The sequence below is a fragment of the Bifidobacterium sp. ESL0798 genome (genome assembly GCF_029395415.1).
Classification (GTDB): domain Bacteria; phylum Actinomycetota; class Actinomycetes; order Actinomycetales; family Bifidobacteriaceae; genus Bifidobacterium.
In genome coordinates this window covers 1931569-1947408 of record NZ_CP113914.1, presented here as the reverse complement: position 1 = coordinate 1947408, position 15840 = coordinate 1931569, and the positions used below count along the sequence as shown (strand labels likewise).

Here is a 15840-nt window from a genome sequence, read left to right as displayed (position 1 = left end):
AACCGCGAAAGCGCCTGTCGGCGCGAACGCCGCTCGCAGCGGCAAAAAATGAAGCCCGGGGCTTAAGCACGGTCCAGCGCGTCTCCAAGTATAACGGGTCAACCTACGTTTACACGCCGAGCGCGTAAAGTATGGTTTTGGCCGGGCTCCATGGCGCTGGGCTACTCCAACTTCCGCATAGAATCACTGGATTACTTTGATTTGGCCCGATGCGCTTCGCGCTGGCTTACTCGAGTTTTCCTTGACGCCAGAGGCTGGCTCCGTGGCGGAAATCCGCGGAAGTCGTCATCAGATTGCTGCCGGTGTGCAAGAGACGCGCGGCGACGGTGCGCGGGTCGTTGGAGGCCGGGCCGGCCGAGCTCGCGGGGCCCTTGCCTTCTCGATAACGGTCGTCCGCATCGTGCAAAGCGGAATTATAACGATTGGCGGCGGGACCGTTGCGGTCGGTGTCGCCGTAAGCCGTGTCGCGGTTGTCGTTATCGTTGGCGTTTTGTGTATCTGTATGATCCGAGGCCTCGTCGGCAACCTGTTGCGCCGCCTCAGCAGCTTCTGCGGTCTCGACCTCGCGCTGCAGCTCACGCATATGTGCCTCGCGGCGGGCCGTTTGCTCGGCCTCCATCTTCCGTGCTCGGCCGGTCAGCATTTTCGCGCGGATCGCAAGACCTTTGGCGATGACGTCGATAAAGGCTGAAGCACGCTGAAGTGCGACCGAAAAATCACCGGTGAACGCCCCGGAAAGAATGGAATCCGCGGTGTGCACGATGTCTTCGGCGCTGGGTGGCGTGTCGACACCGGCGATGGCCGAGGCCGCGGTGTCCTCGGGTTCGGCGATACGGTAGAGGCTTGCAAGCGATCGTTGGTTCCTGCGCATCCAGGTGCGCAGCAGGTATAGCCGCCAAAGGATGCCAGGCAGCGAATCCGGCTCAGACCTGCTCCAGAGTTCCGCGATGATGTCGACGCCCTCGCGGTCGACCAAGGTCAACACGCGCTGCACGATTTGTGGGTCCTGGGTATGGTGCACGCGATCGAGCATGGCCTGCGCCGAAGCGTGGCTCATCTCATTGATTTCCTCAGGGTCCATGCCGCCGGCCATCTTCTCGGTCAACGCCGGGTCGAGCTGGGCGGGGCGGGCCGGACGCGACGATCCGGTACGGGCGGGCGCAAAGCCTGGATGTGCGGAATTGACGGAACCGGAACTGTAATGCACTGGGTTAGTAGACAACTGGAGCCATTCTTTGGATATCGATGATACGCGGGCCTTCCGCGTCTTTCACGATGAACAATGCTACCGCATTGCCTGTCGGCATGTAAGGCGATTTGGCGATAAGCTGTTTGCCCAGCGATTTCGAGGCGCACATGAGGCGCAAGTGCTCGAAAATACCGCCGATGACGGGTCGATGCATGCAGATCGCGGTCGTACGGCTATATTGCTTGGGCGTGCTTTCATCTTCGGAAGTCGTTGTTTCGGCTTCGTTTGGAGTCTGGCCGTTGACGGCATCTCCCTTATTGATCGTATCTGAATTCTCGCTATGCTTATTTCCTTTAGCGTTGTCATCTGGCTTACCGGCAGGATCGGCGTTATCGCTGATCCTGACCACGGCTTTGGTGCCGGCTCGTACGGCGCGATTGGCTGCGGCTGTGGCATCGGTGTCGGTGGACAAATCGTCAATGACGTCAGCAACACATTGCCACGCCGCGTCGGGGTCGGCCGCGAAGGCATCTTCGGTCAGTGCCGGAAGCGGCGTGATTTCAAGTCCCGTATGCCATGCATATGGTTCCAACGTTTCCATGCAACGCAGCCAGGGGGACGAAGCGAGTTTTTGCGGAGCGTAACAGCCCAGCTCCTGGTCGAGCGCAAAACTTGCGGCGGCACCGCGGGGGATGATGGGTCGGTCGGCGTCGGTGCCGTTCCACTTCTTTCGGGCCACGGCCTTGCTGTGACGCACGATAATCAGTTTCTGCGCTTTGAGCGCGCCTTCCTGGATGCGGTCGACGAATTGGTCGAGGATATCACGGTCAAGCGGGTGTGAGAGCAGCTTTCGGGCCTGAGGGATGGCCAGCCATCTCACCTCGTCGATTTCGCTGGTTTTCGCATGCTTGATGGTACCGACGGCCCGTTGCCGGCTTTTCGCGGTTTCCGGCGCAATCGGATGGGCCATCCAATAGACGACATGTTTGGTATAGATCGCTCCGGTCTTGGATCCGGTTTTGGCGTGCTTTGATTTTTTGCCCTCGGCATTGAGCGGATACTCGACTTCTCCGATGCTCGGCCCCAAGGCCACCGGCACGCCGGTTTCCTCTTCCATCTCGCGTATCGCCGCGTGGCGGCTGGATTCATGCTCTTCGAGTTTGCCTTTCGGCCAGCTCCAATCGTCGTATTTCGGACGATGCACCAGGCAGACTTCCAGTTGCGTGATGATGGCACGAAAGTGGATTTCCGCTTCGCTCAGAGGCGGCTTGCGCCTTTGCCGCTTGCGTTTGCTGGTGCTGCGGGAGGCACGGGCCTCGGCGAATTCGCCTGCTTTTTCGGCTCGTTCGTCGAGGTTTCTGGCCTTGCCGGCGGCAACCCAACGGTAGGGTATGCCCCCCGCCGATTCAACGACGTGCGATGGTTTGAGCTCGGAGGTCATTTACCGCCTACTTCTTGATCTTACTTGCGGCCACGTTGATGGGTCTTGATCAGCAGCTCCTGGCAATCGACCAGAGGCTTGCCGTCCAAATCGTGCGAATGGCGGATATAGGTGCCGTCCGGTTGCATGTGCCATGACGAGGTGGTATCGGCCATCTGCAGGTCGACATAGTCGATGAGCGAGGCCACCTCCTCGGGGTCGGTGATGCGCACCAAGGCCTCCACGCGGCGGTCAAGGTTGCGGTGCATCAGGTCGGCCGAACCGATCCAGACTTCCGGACCGGCCGTCGGTCCCTCGCCGATCTGCGGACCCGCGGAATTGGCGAAGGCGTAGATACGGCTGTGCTCGAGGAAACGACCGAGGATGGAATGCACCCGGATGTTCTCGCTCAGGCCCGGGGCTCCCGGTTTGAGCGCGCAGATGCCGCGTACGACGATGTCGATCTTTACCCCGGCCTGGCTGGCACGATAGAGCGCATCGATGGTCTTTTCGTCGACGATGGAGTTGACCTTGATCTTGATCCAGGCTTCATGGCCGGCCCGTGCCGCGTCCTCCTCGCGCCGGATACGCTGGATGAGGCCGCTGCGGCACGTGCGCGGGGCGACCAGCAGGCGATGGAAGCTGGAGCGCGGTGCGTAACCGGAAAGCTGGTTGAACAGGCGGGTCAAGTCCTGCCCGACCACTGGATCGCAGGTCAGCAGGCCGAGATCGGTATACTGGCGGGCGGTTTTCGGGTTGTAGTTGCCCGTGCCGACGTGGCAGTAGCGACGCAGGCCGTCCGCTTCCTGACGCACGACCAGCGAAAGCTTGCAGTGGGTCTTCAGACCCACGATGCCATAGACGACGTGGACGCCGGCGCGTTCGAGCTTGCGGGCCCACGCGATGTTCGCGTCTTCATCGAAGCGTGCCTTGATCTCGACCAGTGCCAGGACCTGTTTGCCGGCCTGCGCGGCATCGACCAGTGCGTCGATGATCGGCGAATTGCTGGAAGTCCGGTAGAGCGTCTGCTTGATGGCCAGCACCCTCGGATCGGCCGCGGCCTGGGCCAGGAAGGCCTGCACCGAAGTGGAGAACGAATCATAAGGGTGGTGCAGAAGGATGTCGCGCTCGCGAATGGCGGCGAAGATATCCTGCGCACGGCTCGACTCGACGGTGGCGATCTGACGGTTGGTGGTGGGGATGAACGGCTTGTTCTTGAGGTCCGGCCGGTCGATGTCCTGCAGCTCGAACATGAGCTTCATGTCCAACGGCGCGGGAAGACGGAAGATCTCCTCCTCGTTGACGCGCAGACGGCGTGCCAGAAGCTGGGAGAGGAACGGGCTGGTGGCGTCGCTGATCTCGAGGCGGATCGGCGGCCCGAAGCGGCGGCGAAGCAGTTCCTTCTCCATGGCGTTCAGGAGGTTTTCGGCGTCATCCTCCTCCACGTCGATATCCTCGTTGCGGGTGACGCGGAAGGAACGCGCCTCCTTGATGATCATGCCGGGGAAGAGCGATTCGAGGTGGGCGATGATGAGGTTCTCCATGGTGATGAAGCCATAGCGTTCCTCGCGGCTCTCCTCGTCGGTCAGGTCGTCGACGGGCACCAGACGGTTCAGGTTGTCGGGCACCTTGACGCGCGCGAAATGCGTCTTGCCGCTGTTCGGGTTCTCCACCAATACGGCGAGGTTCAGCGATCCGCCGGAAATGTAGGGGAACGGATGCGCGGGGTCGAAGGCGAGCGGTGTCAGGACCGGGAAGACCTGCTGGCGGTAATAGCGTGAAAGCCGTTCCTGCTCGGCGCTGGTGAGCCGGTCCCAACTGAGCAGAACGATGTGTTCGCGGGCCAGTTCAGGCAGGATGTGCTTGATGGCCTCGTTGGCGTGCTCGGTCTGCAGCTCGTGTGCGGTTTCGCTGATGGAGCGCAACTGCTGGCGCGGGCTCAGGCCCGAGGCGCTCGTCACGGCGATGCCGGTATCGATGCGGCGTTTGAGTCCGGCGACGCGCACCATGAAGTACTCGTCGAGGTTCGAGGCGAAAATGCCGGCAAAGTTGGCGCGTTCCAGGAGCGGGACTTCGGGGTCCTCCGCCATCTCGAGGACGCGCTTGTTGAATTTGAGCCAGCTCAGCTCGCGGTCGAAATAACGGTCCGGCGGCAGGGGCTGTTCTTCCGGCAGCGCCTTGCGCTTGTCGGACTTCTCGGTTTCGGCGATGTGCTCGGCAATCTGGCTGCGGAGCAATGCCTTCGAAGGTGCGTCAAAAATCTGTGCCATATCCTTACTCTAAGCATTACCGTAGAGCTATGGAAGCCTGGAACCGCAAAATTCACCATATGTGGATAACCAATTTTTAACACATCATGATTCTTGCTGAATCTGTATGAATCGAACGTTTTATTTCGGCATTTTCCTTCCATATTCCCAACGGTTACGCTGCAGGGATAATGAAACGACAGAAGTGCACAACCGATTCGTTGAACAGAACAAATCGCGACATTTTATGTGCATTACAGGATGGAAAGAAACGACATTGACCAATAGTGCACAAACTCTGGTTTTGGTTTGTACTCGACGGGCTGATGGTACATAATATGAACTACAAGTACAACTGAACAGGGCAGATCCACAAAAAGACAAGGTCTCGATGACTATTACGTTGAACGGGCCGATGATAAAGCTTACCGTTACGACGATGGAGTTGTGAAGTTATCTGCTGTTCGGATTGGACTTGCAGGAGACCCGTTTCGGCGGGTCTCCTTTTACGTTCGGCACCATTGCACATGCGGCGCCTCTAAGTAGCGTTTCCGCGTCGTTATATGCAGGAGTCGCGTTTTGCGCCCCAGGATATTTGGGTGACTTGTAGATATTCCGACCTGAGTTGCGAACACGAGCATGCTCGTAGTCTGCGCCATCTACACTGAAAACCATGACTGACGATTCCATTGGGCAGAAAGTACCGGCCGACGATTCTCAAGAGCCTGCATCGCGCAATCAGGCCAAAATCGAGATTCCCGTGCCTCCACGGGCTCAGGCCGAGACCCCCTTGCCTTCCCAGAATGCTAGCCAGACGCCTGCAGCACCTCAGCCGGAACCATCTGCGCGGGAACAATCGGGCGGCACCCCGCGTGTCAGTGCCGTCGATGAACCGTTTAATGGTGCTTTGAACAAAGCCCAGTCGGTCAATGAACCGTTTGCCACGTCGCAAGAAGCAAGTTCGAACCCGAAGGAGCCCGAACCGGTAAATTTTGTGGCTTTTGGTGAACAAAATACGGTATTCGAGGGCGATAGCGACGTCTCGGCAAGTAGCGCCTTCATTGCCGACGCCTATTCCGGGAAGCCTGATATCGACTTCGCCGGCAAAATCTCGAACAAGGATGCCGCCAAAGAAGAGGATGAGATCGAAAAGGGGCTCGCCCGGATCGATCCGTTGACCGTCCACCCGCGTGTGTCCAGCTGCGTACTCGCCGTGGTGCTTGCCCTGCTCTGCTTCGCCTCTGCGGCCGCGATCTATTGGTTCGGCGTGCACACCATGGAAGGCCAGAGTTTTGACGAAATCGTATGGCAAAGTTTCAATACGAGTGCTCCCGGCTGGATTATCGCGACGGCGCATGTGCTCAACCGTAGCGTGGTGATCGTGGTAATCAGCCTGGCCATTGCCGTGCTCGCGTTCATCGTCGCGGCGGTTCGCAAGCGCTGGTGGCTGATCGGCCAGATGGCCGTGTTTGGTGTAGTCGCGTATGGTGCCGCGTGGCTCAAACGGCTGTTGCCGCGGCCGATGATCATCCGCGTTCTTTCCACTCATGAAAACAGCGCTCCATCGGGGCATACGCTGCTTGCCGTGGGGGCGGTGCTGGTGCTGCTCGTCGCGGTTCCTCGCGTCTGGCGTGCGCTGGTCGCGTTGCTTGGTGGAGCATACGGCGTCATTGTCGCCGCGTCGCTGATCGTCGGTCGCTGGCACCGCCCCTCCGACGTGCTGATGTCGCTGTTGATCGGTGGTGGGCTGATGATGCTGGCACTCGCGTTCACGCGCAAATCCGGGATGGACAGCCCCGGCAGCCGCATGTCGTCGGCCAGCATCCAGATTGTCGGCAGTATCATGATCACTTTCGGCCTTGTTTCCTGCGCTTATGCCGGCTACATGCTTTGGCAGATCTATCCGGGGCTCGACATGATGGCGATGTGGGCCAAGAACGGTGCATGCGCGCTGACCATGGCCGCCATTCTCGGCGTGGGTTGCCTGATGTTCGGCCTTACGCTCGCCATTCGCCAGCTGACCGCCTCCCCGCTGACCCGGCTCGGCCTAGTCGGTGCGCCTCCCGCTCCGCCGCAGAAGTAAGCAGTGTAGGTATGCCATCCGTGCCAATCCATGGATGGTGCCTTCTGCGTTTCGTAGGAATGGAAATCGGCTGGCTCGCGACCCTCGTCCCGGTCCATCCCCATTTGTGTCTTTTTACTTGCTTGCGTAAGCCTAGTAGGTAAAAGGACACAAAATAGCGTCTAAATGTTGCTTTTTATTTAGGTAGGTTAAGCAAGCAGATAAAAAGCAGCATTTATCTGTCATCATGTTGGGAAGGCAAAGGATTCTGCCGGTTTGGTTATGGCTTTCCGGTACCTTCGTCTCCGAACTTTCTGCACATCGGCGTAAGAACTAACGCACCAATCGCAAGACAGATGCCGGTGCCGGCCATAATCGGCGCAACCGCCATGCGGTCGAAAAACAGGCCGTAAACCATTTGTCCCAGCGGTGTCGCGCAAAGGCTGATGGTCGAAATGAACGCGCCGATCTTGCCCATCAGTTCGTCGGGAATCAGCGTTATCAGGGTCGGGCTGACAATGATGTTGGTGAAGTCGATGGCCAGGGTGAGCAGACAGAATGAAGCGATGAACGTGACCAGTTTTGCGGGCCTCCCTATCGGCAGCGTGAAGACCACGGCGATAGGCACGAAACAGAGGGCGGAGGCGGCGATGGTCGCTGGCATGTGTCGCATCAGAAGCTTGGCGGCCAGTGCTGTGGTCAGCAGGGTGTCGAGCAGCGAGACGATGCTCATGATCCCGTCGCAATAACCGTAGACGTCCGCGCCGAAACGCAGCGCGGTGCGGATGATATACGGTGAGCCGACGGAGGAGACGCCGCTCAAGAAGAAATTCAGGGCGGCGATGACGGCGCAGAGTTCCAGCAGGGTCGGGTTGGCCTTGAGAAACACGGCGGCGTCGCGGATATCGGTGAGGAAAACCTTGAGCATGTCCTGTTTATCAGATGAGGGTTTAGTTTTACTTGCTTTCGTTACTTCATGATGATGGCGTACGTTGTCGAGCTTGATGAAACATTCCAGGCCGGCGGTCAGAAAGAAGCAGATGGTGGTCGCGGCCATCATGGTGCGGATGCCGATCAGCGCGTACAGCGCACCGCCGGCGAAGGTCGGGATGATCTGCATGATGGCGTTGACCTGGCTGGAAATCGCTTGGGCGCGACGCAACAGCACGGCGTTGCTTCTGCCGAGCATCTGGGGGATGGCGGCGCTGACGGTGGGGGATTCGAGCGCATCGAGGACGGAAAGCGTGATGAGCAGCACCGCGATCGAGACGATGGTGTGGACTTGCATGAAGCCGAACGCAAGGGTTGCGGCGAGCACCACGCAGCCGCTGACGGCGTCGAGCACGACCATCATGGTGCGGCGGTTGACGCGGTCGGCGATGACGCCGCCGAACGGCATCAAGGCAATGGTCGGAATAATGGAGATGGAAAGCAACGTCGCAAAAACGGTGGCTGAGCCGGTTTCGTCGAGCACCCACATCGACATCGCGAAGCGCAGCATGGTGTTGCCGAACAGCGAGAGCCCCTGTCCGGCGATGAGCAGGACGAAGTTGCCGGAGCGCAGCGGCGAAGTTGTCGGTTTGTAGATTTGATCGCCCATGTTCTTCCTGATTTCTTAAAAATTAATACCGACCGACGGTATGTAAATTAGATAATGTTTTTCCATATCATCTGCGGTGAGTTGCATGAATTTATGAACCTGTGGTTAAGAAGCGTTATCTCCGAGCTTTTTTATTCCTGACTTTCAGGTTTCAATTTTACCGTTTCGGTATTGTCTTCAGCGCCGGAGCTTTGAATCTGCGCATAGAAATCGGCGAACTGCTCGGTCATGTCACGGGTGATTACCGGCACACCGAGCGAAACACAGATGGTGGCCAGGCATTGCGAGCGGTGCCGTAAAACGCTGCGGGTACCGGGGTAGAAATTCGGCAGGAACCATAGATTCATCAGCAAGGTGATGAGTTCGGCGGCCTCCTGCGGGTAATCCGTGATGATCGAGCCGTCCTCAATGCCGCAATCGATGAGCGTGCGCATGTCGCCAGGTAGGGTGTGTGTCCACATGCCAATGCTTTCGGCAAGATTCTGCGGGTCATCGGCTGTGGAGAGTGTGCCTTTCAGGCGTTCGATGTGTTCCGGGTCGTTCATGGTGCTGAGGTAAAGTTCGCGAATTTTCTGCAGACCATTCAGGTCTTCGCGTTCTAGGAAGGCGTCGTATTGTGCGTAGGATTTCTTATTGTCTTCCTCGCTGACGGCTTCGAGGATGTCCAGTTTGGACTTGAAATGGTGGTATATCGCGCCTTTTGAGAGGTCTCCGAGTTCGTCGATGATGTCTTGGACCGAGGTGTTTTCGTAGCCTTTGGCGGCGAACAGTTTTTGTGCCGCATCCAGTATGCGGCGTCTGGTCACTTCCGGATGTGCGTTGCGTGCCATGCGGTGCCTCCTTTGCAAAGTGTTGTCGGATTCGTGATATCCGATACGACAGTAAGTGGTAAGCGAATCTATTGCGTTTTCGTTCGAAACCAATTAAATCCTGTTGCCATCATTATACATACCAACGGTCGGTATGAGGTAGGCGTGTCGTTCTTATTAAATAGTTTTCTATATATTGCAAGGCCGCTTCTTCATTTCCTGACTAATGTCAATGCTGTCAGCGTCAATCAAAAGTGGATATGAAGTGGAACCCTATCTTGGAGGTAACGGATCGCATCCCGAGTTCGCCGCCCCGAGGCACAATGGAGACATGACTTCCAAAGGAAAACCTTCCCCGCGTTCGAGTGTCAAACCGTTGAGCGATGCGCAAGTAGAACTTCTGGGGCGTCGCCATCACTTGGTCGATCCGACGCAGTATTTCCCGACCGGCCCGCGCAAAGCGAACACCGCCGAGATCGAGGCGCAGAATCCCAAGGGTACCAAGCGCTTGCTCGACGCCGTCTCCGCAGTGTTGCGCGCGCACAGCAAGGTCTACGCGTGGGGGCTCGAGCGCGTGCCCGAAACCGGGACGTTCATCACTGCCGCCACGCATGTGACGATGTATGACGTTTTTGTTCCCATGGATGCATTGTTCCACATGGGCCGTCGTCCGCGTTACATGGCGAAGGCGGAGATGGCGCATTGGCCGATTATCGGTAAGTGGTTCCAGCTGGTGGGCATGCAACCGGTGCCGCGGCGTAGCGGTAAAGCCTTGGAAATCGAAAAGGAATCCATCGATATCATCACTTCCGGCCGTCCGCTGACTGTATGGCCGGAAGGCACGCTTTCGCGCGACCCGCTCAAATGGCCGATGAGTCTCAAGGATGGTGTCGGCATCATCGCGCTCGAGTCCTCGCGTCGGCTTGGCTTCCAGGTGCCGCTCTATTGCGCGGTGACGTGGGGGGCGGCGAGCATCAACCATTGGTGGCCGTGGCCGCGCAAGAACGTGGTGATGTGCTACGACGACGTGCTCGACTACGGTGACCTGCTCAAAGACAGCGATTCCTGGGGTGTCGAGCCGCCGATGGAGCTGGTTACGGAACTGACGACACGTATCCGTGAACGGATGGAGACCATCATGGCCGAGATTCGCGGCGAGGAGCCTCCCGCCGAGGGCTATTGGGATTTCCGGACGATGAGCCGCAAACCACGTCGCTGATTGGCGGAATAGCGGATATTGCGGCACAATAGTTGAGTTCTTGACGTCAGGGCATGTGTTTGGCGAACATAACAGAATGCGATATTTGGCACTATTATGGAAGAAGCTAGCGATGCGAAGGAGCAGATTATGAAGACGACAGTACTTGGGGCAGGCGCTTGGGGGACGGCGTTCGGCCAGGTGCTCGCGGATGCGGGCAATGACGTGATGATGTGGGCGCGTGAGCCGGAAATCGTGAAAGGCATACGCGACAACCACTGCAACGAAATGCGCCTTCCCAGCGTCAAGCGACTTCCAGATAGCATGACCGCCACCGGCGATCGGGCGGAAGCAGTGAAGGGCGCCCAGATTGTGGTGGTCGCCATCGCGGCCCAGCACGCGCGTGAGGCACTGGAGCTTTTCGCGCCGCTCATCGACTCCAAGGCCATCGTGGTTTCACTGATGAAGGGGATCGAGCGAACCACCGGCAAGCGTATGGATGAAGTGGTGCGTGAGGCGTTGGGCGACCTGCCGGCTGAGCGTTTCGTCGCGATTTCCGGGCCGAACCTGAGCAAAGAGGTTGCCGACCGCGAGCCCGGTGCCACAGTGGTGGCGTGCGAGAGCATCGACAATGCCAAGATCGTGGCGCAGGCCTGCCAGACCCCCTATTTCAAGGCGTTCGTCACCACGGACGTCATCGGTGTGGAAATGTGCGGATCGCTCAAGAACGTCGTGGCGCTCGCGGTGGGTATGGCCCGCGGCGCAGGATACGGCGAGAACACGGCCGCGATGATCGAGACGCGCGGGCTTGCTGAACTCGCGGCGCTTGGCAGGGCTTCGCACGCCGAAGACAAGACGTTCCTGGGCCTTGCCGGCGTGGGGGACCTCGTTGCCACTTGCGGTTCGCCGTTGAGCCGTAACTATACATTCGGGGCGAACCTCGGCCGCGGCATGAGCGTCGAGGAGGCTACGAAGGTCAGCAACGGTGTGGCCGAAGGTGTGCCCACGACGCAGGCCGTGGTGCGCATGGGCGAACAGCTTGGCGTGCCGACGCCGCTTGCCAGTGCGATGAACGATGTGCTCAATCGTGGCATATCCTGCGAGCAGATGCTGCATGAGCTCCTCAAAGGAAATATTACGGAGGAATAGCCCAACCGTTGCGCCACATTATGTAATACGTGAAGGTATGGCGAGAAATTCGTCTTGAAATTTGAAGAGTTGGCTCAACGTGCTTGGGTCGGCGTGGTCTGCATCGGCTTTGTGAATGAGGGAATCATTCCCTTTGCCTCCTGCCCTTTGCCGTGTAGGCTTGGGATTCAGATTCGATTCCTTAAGAAAAGCGAGGGAACATGCGTAAGCAGCGCGTGGTGGTTTTGTATGGTGGCAGGGCGGACGAGCATTCGATTTCCTGCATTTCCGCTTCCGGGGTCCTGAAGGCCATGGATACCGAGCGTTTCGAGCCCATACCCATCGGCATCACCAAGGCCGGGGAATGGGTGATGGGCGGCACCGATCCCCGTGATTTCGATTGTTCCGATGGTGCGATGCCCACCGTCGATGAGGCCGATGTCAATGCAACCGTCAAACCGGTGGTTCTCGATATGTCCCGCGGCAACAACGGTTTCTACGTTCGTGAACAGAATGGCGCCCTGACCTCGTTGGGCTATGTGGATGCGGTGTTTCCCGTCCTGCACGGCCCGTACGGCGAGGACGGCACCGTGCAGGGCCTGCTCGAGATGATGGGCGTGCCCTACGTCGGCTGCGGCGTCTTCGCTTCGGCCGCCTGCATGGACAAGGCATTCACGAAGATTATTCTTAGCGAAGCCGGCATCCCCGTCGCTCCGGGGGTGACCTTCGATACCCGTGCTTTCGATGCGTCCGACCGATTCAGCAGCGATGCCGCCGAGGCGATGAAAAGCATCAAGTCGGCCAGACTGCGTTACCCGTTGTTCGTCAAGCCGTCGCGGGCCGGTTCGAGTTTCGGCGTGACCAAGCTGGAACACAAGGGCGATGAGGAGGAACTCGCCGCCGCGCTTTTCGAGGCGTCGCACCACGACTGGAAGGTATTGGTGGAGCAGGGCATCGATGGACGCGAAATCGAGTGCGCCGTGCTCGCACCGGTGGCGGGTCAGGAGCCGAAGTCGGCATTGCCCGGCGAAATCGTGCTCGACCATCGTGCTGCCGGCGACGACCAATTCTATGATTTCGATAGCAAATACACCGATTCCGCGGCTTCACACGTCGAGGTTCCGGCGAGCCTGCCGGAGACTACGTTGCAACGTGCGCAGGAGATTGCGGTCCGTGCGTTCAAGGCCGTCGACGGTGCAGGGCTTTCGCGTGTGGATACGTTCGTCACCGAACGCGGTGAAGTGATGGTCAACGAAATCAACACCATGCCCGGCTTTACCCCGATTTCGATGTATCCGAAAGCCTGGGGGGCCACTGGTATGAGCTATACGGAGCTGGTTACCAAGCTTATTGAGGGTGTGTTAAGGTAAGCTAGATATTATACTTTAGCAAAATCAAATCGAGATGGATAAACATCGTTTATTGATTCATATTGTATTCAAATTTATATAATGAATTGATATATTCGATTTATCGATGATCCGAGAGGATATGTGCCGCAACATGAACGACGATAACCGTCCTGAAGAACAGGCTTCACATTCGCTTTCGCAGGAAGAATCCGGCTCGCTGCAGCAATCGCAGCAGCCACAATCGCCCTATCATGCGTTGCACGCCAAGGCGCAACCGAAGCAGGAACCTCTGGAAACTCAAGAAACTCGGCGACTCGGCCAAGTGGATTATTCCTCTGAATCCCAGGATCAGGCTCAAGCTTCAAGCCAGCCAAACCAACCAAGTCAAGCGGAATCCGGATCTCAATATGAACCGGAGTCAGCTTATCGGTCGTTGAAATCGCTAGTCCAGCCGCAACAGCAATCTTCTACGCAGCCGCCTCAGTCCCAGACCTATCCTCAGCCGTATGGGGAGCAATCCTGGGCCCAGCCTGTGCAGCAGTATCAAACTCAGCTCCCGGTATCCCAGCAGTATCAAGGCCAGCCGTACAGTCCTCAGGGTCAGTCGTACCAGCAGCCGCAAATGCAAACGTATCAGCCCTATCAGTCTCAGGTTGGTTACCAGCAGTCCCAGTATCGTCCGTATCAAGCCCAGTATCAGCAGCCCCAATACCAGCAGACCGGCCAGTATCCGTCGCAGCCGTATCAGCAGCCGCAATATCAGGCATACCAATATCCGTCCTATCCGCTGCAGCTATCTGGAGCTCAACCCCAGCCTCAATATCAGTCCCAATCCCAGCCTCGCTATAGAGCGCAGCCGTTCTCGCAATTCGCTCGTCCGGCTTTCACAAGCTACTTCCATCAGCCCAATCCGACATGGCAGGCGGCGATGTATGGATGGCTTGGCGAAGTACGCAAGCGGTTCTCGAACATCGGATATGCCCTGGATCTGGTTGTTCTGGTGTGGTACGCATTGGTGTCGGTCATCGGGGAGGTGACGAGGCAGTTCGTCGACCCTGCAAAGCTGCCCATGTGGGCCGAGTTCCTGCTGAGCAACGGCCCGCTGTATGCGATCGCGATTCCGCTTTCCCTGCTGGTTTTCCGCACGATACCCAAGGTAAAGCGCAAAACGAGCAATATGGGCGTGGGGATGTTCCTCGCGTTGATGGCGATTTCGTTCCCGCTGGCGGATATCGGCAATATCATCGGCAACATCCTTTCGGGTCTGCTTTCCAACGATCAGGCGCAAAGCAGTATCAGCGAGCTCCTCGAAGGCCTCGACCCGATAAGTCTTCTGCTGTTCACCGTGATCATCGGCCCGATTTTCGAGGAATGGCTGTTCCGCAGACTGTTGATCGACCGCATGCAGCAATATGGCGAGAAAACCGCGATTCTGGTCTCCGCCTTCGCCTTCGGCCTGTTCCACGGCAACCTTTTCCAGTTCTTCTACGCTTTCGGTTTCGGTCTGTTGCTGGCCTACGCCTACGTGCGCACCGGCAAGTTGCGCTATACCATCGCCATGCATATGACGTTCAATTTCTTCGGCGGGTTCCTGCCGCAGATGACCTTCCTGGCGATGGACAAATCCACGCTGAACGCGGTCAACCGTAACGCGAGCGCCGGAATCGCAAATGCGTTTGCCACAGGTCATGGCGCACAAGTCATGCCGCTCCTCATATTTCTGGTATTCCGCGCCGTGATGTTCATCACCGGCATTGTGGTCGCCATTGTCGAGCGCAAGAAGCTGGTATTCTATCGTGCGCCGGAGGAGTTGCCTGCGGGCACTCGGGCCAAGACGGTACTGGGCAATCCCGGAGTCATCATTTTCATCGTCCTATGTGCCCTCCTGATGATTGCCGCACTGTTCAATGTGTGACGAGTGCCGCCATCAACGTAACTGCGATGAAAAGCACGAAAATGAGCCTGAAAACGTGTTTTTCGTCGCAGGTATAAGTCAGAAGCAAGGAATGGACGCTAGAGCCTGATTCAGATGATGAAATCTTCCTTGGCCAACGCCCGAACGGCGCAATCGCGAACCCGTTCCTGATTGATCCCGGCATTGGCGAACAGCAAGGCCTTGCCCTGCACCCCGTCGACGCTGAAACCAGTGAAGTTGATTTGCGGCGGATTGTTGCGATTGGTGATGTCCGCCGTTGCGCTCCGCAGAACATTGGCGATGCGTTTGGACGCCGTTTTGATATCGGTGCCGGGCTTCACGGTGAAATCGACGCTTACGCAAGCTTCGCCTTCGGGCGTCAGCCGTTCAAGCGACGAGGTGTTGAGCACCGAATTGGGGATGATGAGCTGGTTGCCGTTGCGTTCGCGCACCATGGTCTGCCGCCAGGTGATGTCCTCGACGGTTCCCGTGATGCCCTGGATGCGCACCTGATCGCCGGGATGGATGACATGACCGATCATCAGCCCGAAACCGGAGATGATGTTGGCGATGGTGTCTTTCAAGCCCAGCGAGATGGCCAGGCCTCCAATGCCGAGTGCGGTGACGATGGTGGTCGGGTTGATACCGAAAACCGGCTGCAGCACCATGGCCACGGCAATGATCCAGATCGACACCAGTGCGAGATTGACGAAAATCGACGCGTTCGGGATGCCGGAATGATTGAGCAGTTTCTTAAGCCAGCGGGAAACCACCTTTGCGGCTACGAAGGCCACAACAAAGACAATAACCAAAAATACGATGCGGCTATCGTGCATCTTAAGCCAGCCCAGCAATTGTTCCATAACGCTTTAGCTTACCTTGTCGAGCTCAAGTCTGTTGGATTGGCGAAAACGTCGA

Annotated in this window: 11 protein-coding genes; 5 read left to right on the top strand and 6 right to left on the bottom strand. The window is 57.8% G+C overall.

From position 1 onward, the window contains the following. Positions 1-226: 226 nt before the first annotated feature. The 3 genes from OZX74_RS08030 to OZX74_RS08020 are packed head-to-tail and all read right to left on the bottom strand — an operon-like array spanning position 227 to position 4879. Positions 227-1222 (bottom strand): hypothetical protein, encoded by a 996-nt coding sequence (locus tag OZX74_RS08030; RefSeq protein WP_277156402.1) that lies wholly within the window; start codon positions 1220-1222, stop codon positions 227-229. Then, positions 1212-2630: an NUDIX hydrolase gene (locus OZX74_RS08025; protein WP_277156401.1), complete on the bottom strand. Its 1419-nt coding sequence runs from the start codon at positions 2628-2630 to the stop codon at positions 1212-1214. Before OZX74_RS08025 ends, OZX74_RS08030 begins: the two co-directional genes overlap by 11 nt. A gap of 20 nt (positions 2631-2650) precedes the next feature. Next, the gene (locus tag OZX74_RS08020) at positions 2651-4879 is read right to left on the bottom strand and encodes an RNA degradosome polyphosphate kinase (RefSeq protein ID WP_277156400.1); all 2229 of its coding nucleotides are present in this window, start codon (positions 4877-4879) and stop codon (positions 2651-2653) included. A 652-nt stretch (positions 4880-5531) separates the two neighbouring features. On the opposite strand from OZX74_RS08020, the gene OZX74_RS08015 reads away from it, so the two are divergent. After that, on the top strand, positions 5532-6941 hold the full coding sequence (locus tag OZX74_RS08015; RefSeq protein WP_277156399.1) for a phosphatase PAP2 family protein: 1410 nt from the start codon (positions 5532-5534) through the stop codon (positions 6939-6941). A gap of 259 nt (positions 6942-7200) precedes the next feature. Here OZX74_RS08015 and OZX74_RS08010 read toward each other — a convergent pair whose 3' ends face one another. Continuing rightward, positions 7201-8520, bottom strand: a complete 1320-nt coding sequence (locus OZX74_RS08010; RefSeq protein WP_277156398.1) for an MFS transporter — start codon at positions 8518-8520, stop codon at positions 7201-7203. Positions 8521-8651: 131 nt separating this feature from the next. Next, positions 8652-9350 (bottom strand): TetR/AcrR family transcriptional regulator, encoded by a 699-nt coding sequence (locus OZX74_RS08005; protein ID WP_277156397.1) that lies wholly within the window; start codon positions 9348-9350, stop codon positions 8652-8654. A gap of 310 nt (positions 9351-9660) precedes the next feature. Here OZX74_RS08005 and OZX74_RS08000 point away from each other — a divergent pair, with 310 nt between their 5' ends. The 4 genes from OZX74_RS08000 (at position 9661) to OZX74_RS07985 (ending at position 14922) form a co-directional block, all read left to right on the top strand. Next, positions 9661-10548: a lysophospholipid acyltransferase family protein gene (locus tag OZX74_RS08000; protein ID WP_277156396.1), complete on the top strand. Its 888-nt coding sequence runs from the start codon at positions 9661-9663 to the stop codon at positions 10546-10548. A gap of 129 nt (positions 10549-10677) precedes the next feature. Further along, positions 10678-11676, top strand: coding sequence for an NAD(P)H-dependent glycerol-3-phosphate dehydrogenase (locus OZX74_RS07995; RefSeq protein WP_277156395.1), 999 nt, complete (start codon positions 10678-10680; stop codon positions 11674-11676). Between the two features lie 200 nt (positions 11677-11876). After that, positions 11877-13025, top strand: coding sequence for a D-alanine--D-alanine ligase family protein (locus tag OZX74_RS07990; protein WP_277156394.1), 1149 nt, complete (start codon positions 11877-11879; stop codon positions 13023-13025). Between the two features lie 133 nt (positions 13026-13158). Continuing rightward, complete coding sequence (locus OZX74_RS07985) at positions 13159-14922, top strand: CPBP family glutamic-type intramembrane protease (RefSeq protein WP_277156393.1); 1764 nt, start codon at positions 13159-13161, stop codon at positions 14920-14922. Positions 14923-15032: 110 nt separating this feature from the next. On the opposite strand, the gene OZX74_RS07980 is transcribed toward OZX74_RS07985, so the two are convergent. Beyond that, positions 15033-15785 carry a mechanosensitive ion channel domain-containing protein gene (locus OZX74_RS07980; protein WP_277156392.1) on the bottom strand — a complete coding sequence of 251 codons (753 nt, stop codon included), beginning with the start codon at positions 15783-15785 and terminating at the stop codon, positions 15033-15035. Positions 15786-15840: the final 55 nt, after the last annotated feature.

Excerpts from the sequence above, each read along its gene's own strand:
- OZX74_RS08015 (WP_277156399.1), top strand. The coding sequence starts at position 5,532 with ATGACTGACGATTCCATTGGGCAGAAAGTACCGGCCGACGATTCTCAA.
- OZX74_RS08025 (WP_277156401.1), bottom strand. The coding sequence starts at position 2,630 with ATGACCTCCGAGCTCAAACCATCGCACGTCGTTGAATCGGCGGGGGGC.
- OZX74_RS07995 (WP_277156395.1), top strand. The coding sequence starts at position 10,678 with ATGAAGACGACAGTACTTGGGGCAGGCGCTTGGGGGACGGCGTTCGGC.
- OZX74_RS08005 (WP_277156397.1), bottom strand. The coding sequence starts at position 9,350 with ATGGCACGCAACGCACATCCGGAAGTGACCAGACGCCGCATACTGGAT.
- OZX74_RS08000 (WP_277156396.1), top strand. The coding sequence starts at position 9,661 with ATGACTTCCAAAGGAAAACCTTCCCCGCGTTCGAGTGTCAAACCGTTG.
- OZX74_RS08020 (WP_277156400.1), bottom strand. The coding sequence starts at position 4,879 with ATGGCACAGATTTTTGACGCACCTTCGAAGGCATTGCTCCGCAGCCAG.
- OZX74_RS07990 (WP_277156394.1), top strand. The coding sequence starts at position 11,877 with ATGCGTAAGCAGCGCGTGGTGGTTTTGTATGGTGGCAGGGCGGACGAG.
- OZX74_RS07985 (WP_277156393.1), top strand. The coding sequence starts at position 13,159 with ATGAACGACGATAACCGTCCTGAAGAACAGGCTTCACATTCGCTTTCG.
- OZX74_RS07980 (WP_277156392.1), bottom strand. The coding sequence starts at position 15,785 with ATGGAACAATTGCTGGGCTGGCTTAAGATGCACGATAGCCGCATCGTA.
- OZX74_RS08010 (WP_277156398.1), bottom strand. The coding sequence starts at position 8,520 with ATGGGCGATCAAATCTACAAACCGACAACTTCGCCGCTGCGCTCCGGC.